This window comes from Novipirellula sp., from assembly GCF_041583735.1.
Lineage (GTDB): Bacteria > Planctomycetota > Planctomycetia > Pirellulales > Pirellulaceae > Novipirellula.
In genome coordinates, this window is sequence record NZ_JBFHFD010000102.1 from 1 (window position 1) to 17,627 (window position 17,627).

General features: G+C 55.1%; 15 protein-coding genes. 11 read left to right on the top strand and 4 right to left on the bottom strand.

Annotation, left to right across the window (positions count from 1 at the left end):
• The 4 genes from ABX962_RS10305 to ABX962_RS10320 form a co-directional block, all read right to left on the bottom strand.
• A partial coding sequence (locus ABX962_RS10305) for a lipopolysaccharide biosynthesis protein (RefSeq protein ID WP_372719064.1) occupies window positions 1-726 on the bottom strand: 726 nt, incomplete at its 3' end.
• A 132-nt stretch (window positions 727-858) separates the two neighbouring features.
• Window positions 859-1,710, bottom strand: coding sequence for a hypothetical protein (locus tag ABX962_RS10310; RefSeq protein WP_372719065.1), 852 nt, complete (start codon window positions 1,708-1,710; stop codon window positions 859-861).
• A 93-nt stretch (window positions 1,711-1,803) separates the two neighbouring features.
• Window positions 1,804-2,043: a hypothetical protein gene (locus ABX962_RS10315; RefSeq protein ID WP_372719067.1), complete on the bottom strand. Its 240-nt coding sequence runs from the start codon at window positions 2,041-2,043 to the stop codon at window positions 1,804-1,806.
• A 72-nt stretch (window positions 2,044-2,115) separates the two neighbouring features.
• On the bottom strand, window positions 2,116-3,552 hold the full coding sequence (locus ABX962_RS10320) for a YeiH family protein (protein WP_372719069.1): 1,437 nt from the start codon (window positions 3,550-3,552) through the stop codon (window positions 2,116-2,118).
• A 410-nt stretch (window positions 3,553-3,962) separates the two neighbouring features.
• Between ABX962_RS10320 and ABX962_RS10325 the strand changes: the two genes are divergently transcribed.
• From ABX962_RS10325 to ABX962_RS10375, 11 genes are all read left to right on the top strand, one after another.
• Window positions 3,963-5,783: a chloride channel protein gene (locus tag ABX962_RS10325; protein ID WP_372719071.1), complete on the top strand. Its 1,821-nt coding sequence runs from the start codon at window positions 3,963-3,965 to the stop codon at window positions 5,781-5,783.
• Window positions 5,776-6,864, top strand: coding sequence for an SGNH/GDSL hydrolase family protein (locus tag ABX962_RS10330; RefSeq protein ID WP_372719073.1), 1,089 nt, complete (start codon window positions 5,776-5,778; stop codon window positions 6,862-6,864). The genes ABX962_RS10325 and ABX962_RS10330 overlap by 8 nt, the downstream gene beginning before the upstream one ends.
• Window positions 6,846-7,379 carry a molybdopterin adenylyltransferase gene (mog, locus tag ABX962_RS10335; RefSeq protein WP_372719075.1) on the top strand — a complete coding sequence of 178 codons (534 nt, stop codon included), beginning with the start codon at window positions 6,846-6,848 and terminating at the stop codon, window positions 7,377-7,379. Before ABX962_RS10330 ends, mog begins: the two co-directional genes overlap by 19 nt.
• A gap of 8 nt (window positions 7,380-7,387) precedes the next feature.
• Window positions 7,388-8,338: a tRNA pseudouridine(55) synthase TruB gene (gene truB, locus ABX962_RS10340; RefSeq protein ID WP_372719076.1), complete on the top strand. Its 951-nt coding sequence runs from the start codon at window positions 7,388-7,390 to the stop codon at window positions 8,336-8,338.
• 99 nt (window positions 8,339-8,437) lie between these two features.
• Window positions 8,438-9,265 carry a hypothetical protein gene (locus tag ABX962_RS10345; protein WP_372719078.1) on the top strand — a complete coding sequence of 276 codons (828 nt, stop codon included), beginning with the start codon at window positions 8,438-8,440 and terminating at the stop codon, window positions 9,263-9,265.
• Between the two features lie 222 nt (window positions 9,266-9,487).
• On the top strand, window positions 9,488-10,588 hold the full coding sequence (locus ABX962_RS10350) for an MraY family glycosyltransferase (protein ID WP_372719080.1): 1,101 nt from the start codon (window positions 9,488-9,490) through the stop codon (window positions 10,586-10,588).
• On the top strand, window positions 10,567-13,026 hold the full coding sequence (locus tag ABX962_RS10355) for an O-antigen ligase family protein (protein WP_372719082.1): 2,460 nt from the start codon (window positions 10,567-10,569) through the stop codon (window positions 13,024-13,026). The genes ABX962_RS10350 and ABX962_RS10355 overlap by 22 nt, the downstream gene beginning before the upstream one ends.
• Window positions 13,027-13,088: 62 nt before the next feature.
• On the top strand, window positions 13,089-14,333 hold the full coding sequence (locus ABX962_RS10360; RefSeq protein ID WP_372719084.1) for a DUF1573 domain-containing protein: 1,245 nt from the start codon (window positions 13,089-13,091) through the stop codon (window positions 14,331-14,333).
• 29 nt (window positions 14,334-14,362) lie between these two features.
• The gene (locus ABX962_RS10365) at window positions 14,363-16,168 is read left to right on the top strand and encodes a multiheme c-type cytochrome (protein WP_372719086.1); all 1,806 of its coding nucleotides are present in this window, start codon (window positions 14,363-14,365) and stop codon (window positions 16,166-16,168) included.
• A gap of 129 nt (window positions 16,169-16,297) precedes the next feature.
• A complete protein-coding gene (locus tag ABX962_RS10370) occupies window positions 16,298-16,621 on the top strand; it encodes a co-chaperone GroES (protein WP_339942128.1) in 324 nt (107 codons plus the stop codon).
• 430 nt (window positions 16,622-17,051) lie between these two features.
• On the top strand, window positions 17,052-17,627 hold a 576-nt coding region (locus ABX962_RS10375; RefSeq protein ID WP_372719088.1), incomplete at its 3' end, for a sulfatase-like hydrolase/transferase.

The window sequence follows — 17,627 nt, forward strand, 5'->3', positions numbered from 1 at the left end:
CAGCGAGTAGAACACGAGGTACGAAAAACTGTCGCTTGCCCAAGTGGATAGCACGGACGTGTCGGTCGCCTTTTCGGCATAGTGGCGTGAGCGGCCAATCAGTAGCGACATTGCGACGATCAGCCCGACCATGCTGCCGACACAGAAACAAAGCACGGCGCGAAACGGGGTAATCCCGAAATCGATCGAGGTCAGTCCAACCAACCACAATGTGGTCAAGGGAACCAAGACTCGCGAGATCAGCGTCGCTCGCGTGGCCATTTGAAGTGCCATCAACAAATCGATCGACACCCCGGCTGCGGCTACCACGGGCAACGACACGATCGCCAAAAACATCACGTTGCGATGGCCTTCCTCGAGCATGGGGGTCTCGATCATCGCGACCACGGTGCCGACCAACAGACTCATCACCAGCGTGCCACCGAACGCAAACCGTAGGTAGCCTCGCAACGGACTTGGCTGTGATCCTGCGACATAGACTGGCACAATACGCAAACCGTATTTGCCAAAACCGGCCTCGCCAAGCGATGCCAGCAACCCCAGCGTTGCAATCGCGCCGACATACTGCTCAAACTCGTCATGCGCCAATTGCCGCGCCAGCACGACCGTGATCATATACCCCACCAAAACGCCAACGACGTTCAGCGTGGTTAACAGTACCGTGGTCACCCCCTCTCGCCGTGGCACCGAGTCGCGGACGGTTGCTTCAACATGTAGGGGGGCCATCTGCGATCACATTCTCTGGGGTTACAGGCCACGCGTTTAGCGGCGACGAGCTTGTCGCCCACGAACTTAACGATTGCCACGGTAGGTCTTGATGGCTAACACTCGCATCCCATGCGACCGATAGATGCGGAATCATCTCACGCTCCTCGCTGGATCGAATCGTGTGGTCATCAGCTCAGCGATCGATTTGCCTGATTGACTCTGCTGCAGCACAGTTTTCAAAGTGGAAACAATCAGTGTCTCCAAAAACATTCCGACGATTCCCCAGATTAATCCAAAAAAGATCATCCCCAACAACAAAACGATCGGGCGGACGTCAAAGGACTTGCCCATCACCCGCTGCTCGATCGACAGCGTTTCATTCGATTTGCTTAGGATAGGACGTGCCGAACATTTCTCTAACAGCAAGAAGAACACAAAAATGAGCACCAGGGCGGCGTACGAAAACAGATTTGGTAGCGTGCTGGCGACATCAATGATGCTGCGTTTCACAAGCCATGACGACTCCGAGAACAACCGCTGTAGCGCCGCCGACGGATCACGTGCCACCCCCACGGTTTTGGAAAATGCTTCACCGGAATCTTCGCCAGAACTAGCGATTGCGGAATCCGAACGCTCACCTTGACGTTCGGACGCGTTCGCATCCACATTGAAGGCGTCCGGCACATGGTCAACGACCCAAATCGCGATTTTGTTCAAGCGTTGTTCATAGGCCGCAGAATTAACCGCCAAGTCAGCGATCGAAACCCAGCTCAGCAGGGCAAACGCAGCAAACAAGCATCCACCGATCGAAAAGGTAACCAGGAAGGCAAGGAAGCGATGAAGACGCAATTTGCGTTCGGCAAACTCCAGCACGGGCCGACAGCCAATCACGATAAATGCCGCGATGACAAAGGGCAGTAGAACCGTTTTTAGATACGCCAAGCTGAATCCGGTGGCGATCGTCGCCAGGATGATCAAGCAAATCGTATGTGTTCGTTGCATCGTTGTTATCGCAAACGCCTGTGCACAAGATTTAAACCGCTTCGGCCCCGCGGTGTACCCGCAAACCCGTTTGCCGTCCTACCGTTTCGATCGTCACTTTTGGGGGCGTCGCAGCATCTGGTCTCGATACGTCATCGTTTCGACATCGGTATAGAACAAAGCGGTGGGATTAATTCCCCATCGTTCGTTGTGTTCGATCATCGGTCTAACGTAGCGGGTCGTCCCTACCCAGGGCAAGACAACGCACCATACCACGCCCAGCACGGTGACGGCCGCCAACAAGCGAAGTCGGCCGGGCGTTGGATTCGGTGCGGGTGTTGAGGGATGGTCCATGTTGTTTTCGTCTCCGGGGCATCACTGCAGTGAAGAGTTGCGGCGGGGCTGCAGGGCCATTTTTACAGCACACTACTTGGCCAACATCGCTTCAATCGTATCACGGAAGAGCACCCCGAACATCAAATAGGCCATCGCCAGCGTCAAAACGAGGTTGAGAGATTGTCCGCACACGTAAAGGATCATCGGTTTGCCACCTTTGATCTGAGGCAATAAATCGGCAAACCGAGTATCCAGCCCGATGCTGACAAACGCCAGACAGAAGAACCAGTTGCGAAGCCCCTTGGTCGCTTGTTTGGTTGTCGCCTTGATGATTTCCTCGCCGTTTCCGAGGTAGGCGTTCAGCAGGGTAAACACGATCGATGCCACTAAAAAACCGATCACGAATCGTGGGAACCGTCGCCATACCTCGGCAATTCCCGCCGGTTTGCCTTCGCTCTGCGGTTCCACGCGGGCGACCCAGTAGATCGAGATTCCAAGCGATGCGACGCCGATCAAAATATTTTGAATCATTTTGACGGTCACGGCAATTTTTTCAGCATCTTCGCCCAACGCTTTGCCGGCCGCGGTCACCGCCCCGGTTGAATCGACAGTCCCTCCGATCCATGCACCGCCTACGATTGGGTCGAGTCCAATCCACTGGATTGCAAACGGCATCACAATCATCATCACCACGGTGAACAGCAATGACATGCTGATCGCGAGTGACAGTTCTTCTTTTTTGGCTTTGCAGCTTGCCGATGCTGCGATCGCTGCGGAAACACCACAGACCGACATGTCGGCGCTGATCACCATGTTCAGCGTCTTGGATTCCATTTTCAAAACACGTTGGCCGAACCAGAACGTCGTACACAATACAATCGGTGTGACGATCCATGCAACGAAAATGCCAGGGACTCCGAGCGCCAACAATCGATCGAACAGAATTTCGCCGCCAAGCACGACCAAACCGGTTTTAATAAATAGCTCCGTCGCAACCGCAGGCCGCAGCCAACCGGGAACGCCGACCGTGTTGCTAACGACCAAGCCGATAAGAATCGCCCACAACGCCGATGACAGGTTCAAATGTTTGACGGTCGTTTGCCCTTCCATGACGTAGGCAATCAACGCAAGTGCGAACACAAATGGGAACGCGATCGCAAAGCGAGCGATTTGCCGCCCCGTCATCGCCGCAGCGATGGTGAACGCGATCCAGCAAACCAGTAGCGATCCGACCAGCGGCAACACCATTCCGGTCAACGCGTCGAGCGGATTGGATTGCCACGAACCGGGGGTCCCAATCCAATTAGCCCAAGGGTGCGTGAGCCCCTCGCCCGTTCGCTCTGAATTCGGCAGTCCGAAGGTGATGCAAATGACCGCCATCCCGAGCAGGCTCAAGCCGACAATCACTGCCACCCAGTCCTCGCGGCGGTACCAGGGGGGATCGACGTAAGCGAGACTGGAGGCGGGGGAATTCTGAGCGTCCGATTTTGGAGCGGACGAATTCTCGGCGCGAGAGGGATCGTTCATCGGCTGCAGGTTGCAAATGGGAGGGGAAGGGGAATGTGCAGAGGGGGCTGGGAAGCGAGAACTCGGCAGTGATTTCCCAATAATCGCTTTTTATCGGTTTTGGCTCGAAGCTCGGATCGCCAACCGATGTTGGCCACGCAGGGGGCGACTAGACGATAGCCGATTTTGGCTTTTCCGTGCAGCCGATATCGCGAGAATGCGGGGATGAGGAAAAGAGGGCTGGCACGCGACGCAGAAAAAGCCAACTTGTGTGACAAAGGCTCCTTCCGTCCGATCGCCTTCTCGATTTATAGTGACGGATCTTCTTAGGTGTCGCGGTGCTGTCGAAAACGAGCACGTCGCGAAGCATTTATCTCCTCTTCATTGTCTGCTCCGTTTCGGTGAAATTTCCTGTTCGGCCTTTACGTGCCTTGAAACTCAATGCATCAGGCCGCTGGTCACTGCTCGCACTGTTGGTGGGGCTCGCCGTCGGGGTGGCGTCGATTGCATTTGAGTGGACGACGCAAGCGGTCCGTCGATTCACGCTCGGCCAGTTCGCGGGCTACCCATCAGAGGGCTCGATTGGTGAACACCAGTTCTTTGACAGTGCGGGGATCCCATTTTCGCCTTGGATGGTCGTCGCTGTCATTACTCTCGGTGGTCTCGTGTCTGGACTGCTTGTCCACTGGCTTGCCCCCGAAGCGAGTGGGGCGGGGACTGACGCCGCTGTGGACGCGTTCCACAATCGCAAGGGGATGGTCAATGCACGCGTCCCTTGGGTCAAAACGATCGCATCGGCGGTCACGTTGGGTACCGGAGGATCGGGAGGCCGGGAAGGCCCGATTGCCCAAATTGGAGCGGGCATCGGCGCCACGATCGCCGACCGTTTTCATCTTTCTTCAACCGATCGCCGCATCATGTTGGCAGCCGGTGTCGGTGCCGGAGTCGGTGCGATGTTCCGCGCCCCGCTTGCCGGAGCCATCTTTGCTGCCGAAATTTTGTACAGTGACGCTGATATGGAAGCGGATGTGATCGTGCCCAGCGCGATTGCCTCGATTGTCGCTTACAGTGTTTATACGCAATCGATCTCTGCCGAAGTGCGTTTCCAACCGATCTTTGGAAACGATTTAGCCCACTCGCTCACCTCGCCCATCGAGTTGTTGCCGTACACGCTGCTGGCCATCATCCTGATGTTTCTGGCGGCGTTTTATGTCCGCTTCTTTCATGCCACCCAAAAGCTATTTGATGCCGCGCCAATTTGGCCGCATCTTCGTCCAGCACTGGGGGCGTTGTTGGCTGGGTTGGTGGGAATTGGTCTGTTCATCTACAGCGGACACAACGCGGAAGTGTTGGGCATTCTGGGCACCGGCTATGGCACGCTGCAACACGCACTCAGCGGCGACAGCGGGTTGACGATTGGTATCCTGGCAACGGTGGCGGTGGCAAAGATGCTGACCACTTCGTTGTCGATTGGTTCTGGCGGTTCCGGCGGGGTGTTTGGCCCGTTGATGGTGATCGGCGGATGTGCCGGTGCGGCGTTTGGTCAAGCGGCGCACGCAATGTTTCCTGAATGGGTTCCGTATCCCGAGGCCTATGCGGTGGTGGGGATGGCCGGATTCTTCTCGGGTGTAGCGCGAGCCCCGATTTCAACCATCATTTTGATCCGCGAATTGACTGGCGACTTTGGGTTGTTGGTGCCCACGATGTTAGTTTGCGCGTTGACGTTTGTATTCTCATCCAAATGGATTTTGTACACTCACCAAGTCGCTTCGCGATTGGAATCACCCGCACATCGAGGCGATTTCCTTGTCGATGTCTTGGAGGGACTTGCGGTCAAAGACGTCTATCTCAAAGGCCGTCGTTTGTTGATGATCCACGAGGGCGAGACGCTCGACGAAATCGTGCATCGTTTAGCGGAAACCAACCAGCACTACTTTCCGGTCGTCGACGCAAATGGCGCGATGGTTGGGCTGTTTTCCGCCGATGACGTCCGCGCTTACCTGTACGATGAAACCTTGTGGCGATTGGCGAATGCACGCGACGTGATGATCAGCGAATTTTATCGCGTCTCGCCCGAGGACGACTTGAACACCGCGATGCAGCAATTTACCACGCTGAACGTGGATGAATTGCCTGTCGTCGACCCTGAAAATCCCACCAAGTTGCTCGGGTTTTTAGGACGTAAAGAAACGATCGCAGCTTACAATCGAAGGATCCTTGAGCATCGCCGCGAGACAGAGCAAGATGTCTAAGCCCAAAAAACAAAAACGAATTCGGTTGTTCGTGCTGTTGACGATTGCCGTTTTAACCATCGGTGGCGTCTTGGGTTACATCGAATTTTATCTAGCCAGACCGATTGGCGAAGGTCCTGCGGGCCCCCAAGTCGACGCCCGGGCGTTTCGCAACATCTGGTCCGATGACCCCATCCATGTCATCGGGATCGGCGACAGCATCACGGCGGGGTTAGGCGCGAAATCGCCCAGTCACAGCTTTTTTAATCGCGTGATCCAAAATCCTGGCGACGAATTTACGGAACTCCGCGGCGTTTCTCTGTCTGCGGTGCTGCCGAATCTGGAAGCTGAAAATTTTGCAATCTCGGGCTCGGAATCTCAAACGCATCTCGACGTGATTCGAAACACGATCCCGGTGTACAGCGAAGCGCGCGGGATCGTTTTAATGACCTCCGGTGGTAACGATTTGATCCACAGCTATGGTCGAAGCGCACCGCGGGAATGTGCCATGTATTCTGCGACGCTCGAGCAGGCTCAGCCCTGGATCGCAAATTTTCGCACTCGCTTGGCAACGATGTTTGACGAGATCGAAAAACGATTCCCACTGGGTTGCGAGATTTTTATTGCCGATATCTACGATCCCACGGACGGGGTAGGAGACGCTCCGAGCATCTTCTTACCCGCTTGGCCGGATGGTTTGGCAATCCACGCTCAATACAACCAAGTGATCCGCGATCTAGCGCAACAGCGAGACCATGTTCATGTTGTTGAACTGTACCAGACGTTCCTCGGGCACGGTTCGCATTGTCGCCAATTTTGGCGATCAAATTACGATGCAAACGATCCGCATTATTGGTTCTTTACCAATATCGAAGATCCCAACGACCGTGGATACGACGCAATCCGGCGAGCGTTTTTGAACGCGATCGTAGCACACAGCAACCTGGTTCCCAAATTCGCCCTCGGTTCGAAGCAGCTGCGTTTAAATCCCCAGCGTTTGAATCGAGAGGATGCGGCAGGGCGAACCTCGGTGCTGGCTCGTTTTTCTTCCGTTCCCTTCATCGACAGCAAGGATTCTCTGTTTTGCAACCGATACAAATAGGAATATTGACGGTTTCGGATCGCGCTAGTCGCGGCGAATACGAAGACCGTGGCGGCCCTGCTATCGAGGACTATCTCGATGAAATCCTTGATTGTGATTGGACACCGGTGGCGAGGATTGTCTCGGACGATGTGCAAGGAATCGAGACCGCGCTGATCGAACTTTGCGATCAAGAGAATTGTTCGCTCGTTGTGACCACCGGCGGAACCGGCCCGGCAAAACGAGATGTTACCCCCGAAGCGACCGAAGCGATCTGTGAAAAGATGCTGCCTGGTTTTGGCGAGCTGATGCGAAAAGTCTCGCTCGATCATGTCCCCACTGCGATCCTATCGCGACAAACTGCGGGGATTCGCGGACGAAGTTTGATCGTCAATTTGCCCGGCAAACCGTCGGCGATCGCCGAGTGTCTTGACGCTGTGTTCCCGGCCATTCCCTATTGCGTTGATTTGATCGAAGGTCCTCGCATTGAAACCAAATCGGATCGCTTGGTCGCGTTTCGCCCCAAAGGAAAGTAAACGCAGACGTGTTCGGATTTATTAACTGCATGAAACCGTCGGGAATGACATCACGCGACTTAGTCAATATTGCCGCGCGGCGTGTCCGCCCTCACAAAGCGGGGCACTCCGGAACGCTCGATCCCCTGGCCGAAGGTGTCCTGGTACTCGGTGTCGGCCGGGCATCACGGTTGACCTCGTTTGTGCAAAATTACCCCAAACAATACCTGGCGTCGTTTCGACTGGGGGCCGAAAGCGAATCGGGAGACCTCGAGCAACCGCTGAGCGAATATCCAGATGACCCCGTTCCGACGCTCGAGTCACTGGTCGCGGCAGCAAAATCATTAACGGGCGAAGTGGTGCAAGTTCCGTCGGCGTATTCGGCGATTTGGATCGATGGCAAACGAGCGTGCGACCGGATTCGCAATGGCGAGCAGGTCGATGTGCCTTCGCGAAAAGTCCAAGTGTATGACTTCAAAATCGTGAAATACGACTACCCCAATGTCGACTTGGATATCACGTGTGGATCGGGAACCTATGTCCGCTCGCTAGGCGTTGACTTGGCTGCGAGTGTCGGGGCACACGCCGTGATGACGCACTTGGTTCGCACGCGAGTCGGGCCGTTTCACGTGTCCAACGCGATTTCGATTGACCAAGTCCGCCACGATGATTTGGATCCCTTCGTGCAGCCCGCACGTTTGGGCGTCGAACATCTGCCTCATCTTGCTGTCAACGACGAAGACGCCTTGCGATTGATCAACGGCTTGAACGTGTTTGGTACGGCTCGCTACACACCGATTGATCCGTTAACGGGTGATGCGGGACCAATCGAATCCTCGGTGCCCACCGACGAAGGGATTGCCGCAGCGATTCGTACCGACGGACGTTTGATTGCAATCGTGCGAGGCAAAACCAAAGAATACGATCCCTCGTGGTACCCCGAGCGGGTCTTTCCGTTGCAGCCGCGATCGCTGTCGTAAGCTTGTTTTTAGATGCCGTTGAAAAAGACAACATGGCGTCGACTGTTAGAATCGGGTTAAATTGAGAGTGTAGCGATCTCATTTCCACAGGAAACTCTGATGCCACCGAAACTGACCACCTGGTTTGCGACTTGGGGGCTGACGTTCTTTACCATGATGGCGGCAGCCGCAGCCGACCACGATCGCATCGACCACGGCGGCGAGAGTCTGGTTGAATCGTTGATTCAGCGACTTGATTCGGACAAGTTTGGGCAGCGGCAACTCGCCATGCGACAACTTCATTCGCTCGGCAAACAAGCGATCGACAAGCTTGCCACGGCAACGCATAGCGAAAGTCGCGAGGTGTCGGATCGTGCCTTTGAAATTCTGCAGCAGCACTTATTTGGCAATGACACGCACCTCGAACTTGCTGCCCGCGAAACGCTACAAACATTATCACAGAGTGATTCCGCCTTGGTTGCGCAAAGAGCGAAACAGATGTTGGAGCCATCGATCGATGATTTTGAAGGGATGAACCCGTTTGGCTTCGCTCCCGCCATCCTGCGTCGGCAGGCAGCGGTAGGCATTCCGCTGCAAGGCGGCATCCGTATTCAGGTTGGCGGGATCCAGCCCCAACCGCAGATGCGGCGAACCGTACGAATTCAGTTCAACAATGGGATCAAGTCGGTTGAGGTCACCGAGAATAACAAGACCATCAAAGTGGCGGGAAAGCCCGATGGCAGTATCGACGTGACGGAAACGAACGCAGGCAAACCAGGACCGACCAAGAACTATAAAAATGCGGAGGATCTGAAAAAACAAAATTCGCATGCCCATCAAATTTTTCAGCAGGGCGGAAATCCGAAGCTGAATCTAGTTCCGCCGATCCCGATCAATCGCGCAGTTCCCAACGCGATAAAACCAAACAATCGCGAAGGGACGCGATAGGCTCGACACGGTTCGCCGTCGGGGGAAATGAACTTTCGCCCGCCGCCGGGCGTAGGGGCTTGGGGGCACGAAACGCCGCCATTGGCATTCTCGGGCCGCGCGACTTTGCCGCCACGTACCTGGATGCTCAATTTGTTGATAGATTGAGCCGTTTTAAATCGGCCATTTACTCATAGGGTGTTCGCGTTGGATCTTTCACAGTGGCTTGGATGGTTGATCGCTGTGACGGTCCTCCCCCCCTTACTTGTTTCTCTGTTAACGATTTACCCGGTTCGCCGTTTTGCCGCACAACTTGGATTGGTGGCGCGGCCTGGTGGTCATAGCACGCATACCAACGTGACTCCGTTGGGTGGCGGTCTTGGGATCTGGGCTGGCATCGTGGTGACATTCGCCTTGGGCACGTTCGCCGTTGCGATCCTTCGCAGTAATGTCCATCTGCAAACGTATTTGCCCGATCAAGTCGTTCCGCATCTCGAAGGCGTTTGGTCGCGTGTGGCCCAGTTGTGGTGGCTCCTTGGTGCTGGCACCGTGTTGACGATGCTAGGGGTGATCGATGATCGCGGGGGAGTGAATCCGTGGTTGCGGTTGGCGGTCGAGTTTGCCGTAGCCGCCTTTGTGGTTTATGGATTGGATTTTGGTTTGACGGCGTTTATCAGTATCGCTTGGTTGACCAAGGTGTTGTCCGTGATCTGGATCGTGGGGTTGATCAATTCATTCAACATGCTTGACAACATGGACGGGCTCAGCGGCGGCGTTGCCGCCATCATCGCCGCGTCGATGGCGATCGTCATGTTGACGACGGCGGACCCAGGAACCTCGCAGCCTCAGTTGTTTGTTGCCGCAATGTTGTTGGTCGTATGCGGTTCGCTGCTCGGTTTTTTATGGCACAATCGCCCCCCCGCAAAGATTTTTATGGGGGATGGCGGCAGCTATCTTGTCGGATTCCTGATCGCGGTTTCGATGTTGATGGCGACGTTTGCAACCAGTGATGGATCGCGACCGCATGCGATGTTGGCACCGCTGTGCGTGATGGCCGTTCCACTGTATGACATGACCACCGTGTTGTGGATTCGTATCCGTCAGGGACGAAGTCCCTTTGTGGGTGACCGCAGCCACTTTTCACACCGCCTGGTCGAACTCGGCTTGAGCCGGACTCAAGCGGTGTTGACGATTTACCTCGTTACTGGCACCTGTGGTTTGGCTTCGATTTTGTTGACGCATGTGGAACTAGCGCAAGCGATCATGGTGATCGGGATTGTGGGGTGCATGTTGTTGCTTGTGATTATCTTGGAATCGGCTCAGTGGCAAAGCGACGAAAAATAGAAAGCCGCGTCGGACGCAGCGAAGCAACACGTGCGAACGAATCGGACGCTACGGAGGAACGGCCCACGGGTCGCCCCGCTGTTGTGGATGCGGTGATCGATCCGCCAGGACACCGATTTGCTCATTTGCCAAGCGGAATTGCGGTGTTCGCGTTGGCTGCCGCGTTGGTTTATTCGCAATATCACCCCAGCGATAGTGTGGCGGTGGAAAGCGGCGACGGACTTTGGTTTGTCGCGTTATCGATCGTGGTGTTGATCGCGAATTCGTTTGGTAAACGGTTCAAAAAAGAAGCCGTCTCGCATCGCGTTTCACTGGCCTTGGATTGGGGGCCCTGGCTGCTTGCCGGCTGGATCATGATTGCAGCCTTTGGTAGCAGCCCGCCGGGGAATCTGCGTTTTGCCACCAACGAGGCATGGGTTTGGGTCAGCGCGGCGGCGATTTTCTTTGCTGCTCGTCGCTTATTCGCGCAGCCGATGGTGGTGCGTGGGATCGTCACCCTGTTACTGGGATGTGCGGTAGCCCAAGCGGTCCACGGGCTGCACCAGCAATTCATCAGTTTGCCACAGATGCGAGCTGCTTACGAACTGAATCCTGATCAGATGTTGATGCAGGCGGGAATCGTGGCGCCACCGGGATCGTCAGAGCGGATTGTGTTCGAGAATCGATTGCGTGACGGCGGCCCCACTGGAACGTTTGCTTTGGCAAACTCACTGGCCGGTGTGTTGGTGGTCGGAATCATGATCTCGATATCGGGATTGTGGTTTCACTGGTCGCGAATGTCGACGGCACAGCGAGTGTGTTGGATCGGCTTGACCGTGCTGTTGGCGGTATCGCTACTTGCCACACGAAGCCGATCCGCTGTACTGGCGGTTTTTATCGGTGCCGCGTTTTTGCTGTTCGCGTCAATGAATTTTGGACGACATCGACGAACCGTCGTCCTCGCATTTGCAGCAATCGGTTCGGTCGGCATCGTGGTTTTTGGAGGAATCTTGACTTGGGGTAACCGCGAATGGATTGAACAGGCCCCTGCGTCGCTGGCGTTTCGAATCCAATATTGGCGATCCACGATGGCGATGGTCACGCAGATGCCGCTGTTTGGCGCGGGGCCTGGTAACTATCAAATGATCTACGAGCGATTTCGCGAACCCAGCGCGAACGAGCAGATTGCCGAACCCCATAATTTCTTTTTCGAAACATTGGCAAGCGGAGGATGGATCGCAGCAGGGTTGTTGGTTTGTTTAGCCGTGGCCGTTCTCGCCTGCTGGAAAACCCGTCGCGATCAACTGCGTGAATCAAAAGACACCCCCGATTCAGCATCCGAGCGATGGTGGAACGCGGCGCTGTTCGTGTGGCTCGGTGCTGCCGTTAGCTTTTTGATGGTGTGGATCGTCGGTTTTGTGATGTTAAGCATTCCCGACATCGAAGCCGATCTGTTTGGGGTACCGCTCTGTATCGCCACAATCGCTTTGGCGTGGAAACATCTTCGCCGGTTGAGTGATCGGCATTTGCACTCGCTCGCTGCGGCGGCGGTTCTCGCCATGCTGGTCCACTTGTCGATCGCGGGCGGATGGACGGTCCCTGGAGTGGCGATTTGTGTGTGGCTGATGACCGCCGTGATCTGCCGAACGATGGCCAAACCCGCCTCGGTCAAAGGCGGCACGACGGGCACTGAGAACAGCGGAGCTGAAAAACGCGAAGTTGGAACCGACATTGCGGAATCCAATCAAGCATTGAGCAATTGGAGCCAGCGAAAATGGAGCAAACTCGGTTCCGCCGCCAGCGTGCTGTTGCTCGGCGGATTGGTATGGATGTCGATTCTGCCGGTCTCGCAGCAACAGCGACTTATGAGCGAGCTGACGCGACCAGGTGCGAGAGCCAGTTTCGAGAAAATGGATCGCTTGTTAGGCGAGGCGATGGCGGCGGACCCTTGGTCCGCCGAGGCGGTCCGTTGGCGTGCGGACGCCTATCGCCGCCAAATCGTCCGCGCCGCAGTGGATGATGATGCCGACGGAATTTCATACCGCAGCACTTGGCAATCGCTGGTCCATCAAGCCAAACAGCGAGCCGGCGAGGATCCGAGCGTCTATCGCGAGCTCGGAACTGCGCAATTGCACGTTTTCCAACGATTCGGCCGCGACGAAGATTTGCAGGACGCGTTGGAAACGTTTCGCCAAGCGGCAAACTGGAGCCCCTCGAACCAGTGGATGGCAGCCCAATTGGCCGAGGTTTTACGGGCATCGGGGGATGTGTCTCAGGCAACCGAGACGGCCAAGCGGGCCGAGTGGCTCTCGGGGCTTGGTTTTACCATGGACCGGATGTTAGAAAATCAAATGATTCTCGAAGCCCGGCGAATCGGCGTCTCCGTCGCGGGCGAAGCGAAAAGACGCCCTGCCCGCGAGTTATTGATGAACCAATTGGGGCAAACCGACGTACCGTAACCCATTCATTTTCAATCCTCGTAGCTTCTTTCCCCTCTCTTTTTTCAGACAACGGTTGAATCATGAACAGATTTTTGGTGCTGTTAGCCATCGTGGCGGTTGCCGGTTCCGCAGCCGGTTGGGGGATTAACTATGCAGCGTACGGTCATCGATCCGCTGAAATGGGCGAAATGGTTTACGGCGGGGACATCACCGGCGAAAACATCGATGACTTCTACACGAAAGTTGCTCAAGCCAAAAATCCGAAAGTCGAGTTGCCCGGTGGCAGCACCTACGACTTTGGCACAATGGCCCCGGGATCCAAGGGCGAGCACACGTTTGTGATCAAAAACTCTGGCGAGGGTGATTTGAAACTCCGCTTGGGGGCGACGACTTGTAAATGTACCTTGGGGACACTCGATAACGACGTGCTGAAACCGGGCGAACAAACCGAAGTCCGCTTGGAATGGGATGTGAAAACCGACGCTAAAACCTTCGGTCAATCCGCTCAACTGCTAACCAATGATCCAAATCACTACGCCATCGATTTGAAAATCAAAGGTCGCGTCATTGGCGATCTGGAAATGGTTCCCGACGCATTGACCTTCGGTGATGCGTCCGCCGATGAAACGGTGACGCTGACCGCCAAAGTCTACAGCTATCTGGATCCGCCGATCAAAGATCCAACATTCAAATTCAGCAGCGATGCACTGAATGAATTGTCCGAAATCAAAATTGAACCGTTCGAACCATCCGAAGCGGATGGAGCCAGTTCATCGGCGGTCCAGGGATTTGATATCTCGATCACAATCAAGCCGGGTATGAAACAGGGCCCGGTCTCGCAGAACGCGATGTTCGGTTTCATTCAAGAAAAATCGGACGCCGATGCAAGCGACGAGGAACAGAGGAAATTCTTGGTCACGCCGCTCACGGGAAAGATCGTCGGTTCGCTCAGCATGATCCCAAATCCGAAGCTAACCGGTTCGGATGGTGGCAACTATATCTATGATTTCGGAGAAGTTCCTCCAGAAGGTCCCTTTACAGCGAAAACCTTTGTTGTGCTAAAGGGCCAAGATCGCGACAATACAACACTAAGTATTGAAAGTGTTGAACCGGAGGGAATCGTCGAGGCGTCGTTTGGCGAAAAACTTGTTCGTTCATCGATGACACTTTATCCGCTGGAAATCAAATTGATTCCAGGTCCGAAGGCGATTCAGCGGCTCGGACGCAACCAGGACGACTACGGCAAAATTCGCATTGTCTCGGATAATGGCAAAACAGCCGGCAAGTTGGTGGTGGGTGTCAAATTTTCAATGGAACCAAAATAGTTACCCCGTTGCTTTAGAATTTGGGTCGTATGAAGAATCAAGTTACCAAACCTGCTTTACGCGATCCGTCCGGTTTTTCAACCGCTGATGCCGAGGCGATTCACTGTCGCCAAAGGGATGCTGATGTCGCGGGCCACCATCCGCACAATGACTCGTTGGCGAGCAATGACTCTTTTGCGAACACACGTTCGCTGGGGATCGGTCCCCGACTGCTTGCGGGGGGATTGGGAATCGCGGCGTTCATGGCGGTCATGGCCGGGTCGATCGATGCCCAGGCTCCCGCCGGTGCGCCGCCGATCAAAATCGAAGTGATTCCCACGCCAGCCGGAGTGCCAGATAAAAAGGCAATGTCTGGCGGGGATCAAGGCGGTAATCAGAGCGGGGCTCCGGCGTCGCCAGCAAAAGCGAATAACGCTGCCGAAGTGCCGGAAAACTCGCTCGGCCCCGAAGATTATCGGAAATGGCCGACTCCCGATTTGACATTGGTTTTGTCGGGGAACCAACATGGTTATATCGAACCATGTGGTTGCACCGGGTTAGCGAACCAGAAAGGCGGCGTGGCACGACGCTATTCGTTCCTTGAACAACTAAAACAAAACGGCTGGACATTGGCCCCTGTCGATGCGGGGAACCAAGTACGGCGTTTCGGGATTCAAGCGGAAATCAAATTGCAGCGGACCGCCGAAGCACTTCGATCGATGAATTACCAATCGGTCGGCTTTGGTCCCGAAGATGTTCGTCTCGGAGTGGGCGAGCTGCTTTCGGTCGCCAACCCTCCAAGTGATGCGGTAGACGACATCTTGTATGTCTCGGCAAATGTGGTGTTGCTGGATGAACCGTCGTTTATGGCTCAGCACAAGGTGTTCGAACGAGGCGGTATGAAGGTCGGCGTCACCACGATCTTGGATCCTGCGTCGCTCGAGAGCGAGCTCTCTTCGGACATTACCGTCAACCCGCCGGTACCAGCATTGAAAGCCGCATTGGCTTCGATCAATGAAAAATCTCCCGATTTCCGCGTGCTGACATTCTTTGGCGAAGAGGCTGCTGCCGAACAATTGGTGCGTGACGTTCAAGGATTTGATATCGTCGTCGTCTCCGGCGGCTACGGTGAACCCACCTACCAGGCGCAAACGATCGAAGGGACCAAAACGCGAATGTTGGTCACCGGTAACAAAGGCATGTACGTCGGACTGGTCGGTTTGTACCGCAACGCGCCGATGAAATATTGCCGCGTCCCGCTGACGGACGAGTTCGATGACGCCAAGGAAATGCGAAAATTGATGGCCGAATATCAGAACCAACTTCGCGACCTCGGTCTCGAAGGATTGGGGCTGAAACCGATTCCCCATTCGACTCGCCGTACGTTCGTAGGCAGCAAGAAATGTGGCGAGTGCCATACCACCGCCTACGAGATCTGGGAAAACACGCCGCACGCCGAAGCGACCGAGTCGCTTGTCCATCCCGGCGAACGCAGTGATGTGGCGCGTCATTTCGATCCCGAATGCCTCAGTTGTCACGTCACCGGCTGGAATCCTCAGAACTATTATCCCTATGTCTCGGGCTACCTATCGCTCGAAGGAACGTCGCATTTGACCGGCAATGGTTGTGAAAATTGCCATGGCCCAGGCGCCGAGCATGTGGCTGCCGAAGCCGAAGGAGCCTCGGTTAATACGCAAGAGCGTGATTTACTCCGTGACGCGATGAAATTACCGCTCGCCAAAGCGAAGGAAAAGTGCATGGAATGCCACGATTTGGACAACAGTCCTGATTTCCATATCGACGACGCGTTCGAAGACGAGTACTGGCCACAAGTCGAGCACGAAGGCAAAGATTAGGGCCGTGAGAGGTGCCGCATCGCGGCTCGGATAGCGCTTTTCTCTGCCGTCTCGACGAATCGGGCTTGAGAGGTGAAAATAGCCCTTTGATTGCATATTTTTCCTCTCATGTCTTAGTTTAGGATCGTAATGGCGAAGAAGGCCGCAAGTACCACTTTCGAGTACGTAGAACCAATCGGCGATCGTGTTTTAGTCCGCAAGGACGAGCCTAAGCGAGAAACGCGTGGCGGGATTGCATTGCCCGATGCCGCCGAAATCCCCACGATCACGGGCCGCATCGTGACGATCAGCGCCGTGGTTGAGAACGACGAAGAGTTGCCGCTCCGCCAATACGACAAAATCTTGTTTCATCCTAAAAACATGATCCCGGTCGACCTCGAACATGACAACCAACTGTTCGTGATCCCGGTCGAAGACGTCGTCGCCGTGTTCCGTAAAAACAAGCCGGAATAGCCAACGAAGGCGGGAGCGATCGCCGCACGGCTTTCCAAGTTGTCGGCGGTTATTGCCCGAACACGAGACGGCTCGATTGGCAATTTTCCCATTGCGCCCCCTCGTGAATCGGTGACCAACAGCCCGCCACACTCAATGCCTCTGCATCGGATGTCGTTGTCGGTTTGCCCATTCAAGAATGAATTCGCAGTCTTACCCTCGACGCTCAAATTCTTCTAGGCTCAGCCTGCCACTGATTTATAATCTTACTCGTCTCCGGTTGTCCTCGGTCAAACGGAACGCACGCAGACGGGAGTAGGATTAAGATTACGAATTGCAGGATCCAGGGATCCGAGTGTGGTCGTTGCCGCAAGCATCTTGGCTGCAGTTGCGTTTCCCCTCGCTTCATCGAAAGGTTGTCGTGAAGAAATTATTGTTCGATTTATCATGCGTGTCCCAGATTCTGCAACGAAGCATGTTGCTGGGATTTTTGTGGCTCATCGGTGCCACTGCTGCGATCGCAGTTGAAACAAAGCCGAATGTCGTATTCATCTTGGCGGACGATCTTGGTTGGAGCGACACGACGTTGTTTCAAACCACCAAGTTTTACAAAACCCCCAATATCCAACGACTTGCCGAGCGGGGGATGACGTTTACGCATGCATATGCATCGAGCCCACTTTGCTCGCCAACGCGTTCCGCGATCCTGACGGGACTTAGCCCGGCACGGACCGGGATCACCACGCCAAATTGCCATCTGCCGCAAGTGATCCTGGAAGCAACGGCAACGCGGACGGGCCCCGCAAACCAAAAGACGACTTTTCCTCGTTCGGTCTCGCGTTTGTCGACCGAGTACTACACGCTCGCCGAAATGTTCAGAGACAATGGATACGCCACCGGTCATTTTGGAAAATGGCATCTCGGAGCCGAGCCCTATTCGCCGCTTGAGCATGGATTTGATCTCGACGTTCCACACTGGGCCGGTCCCGGACCCGCTGGTAGTTATGTTGCCCCTTGGAAGTATCCC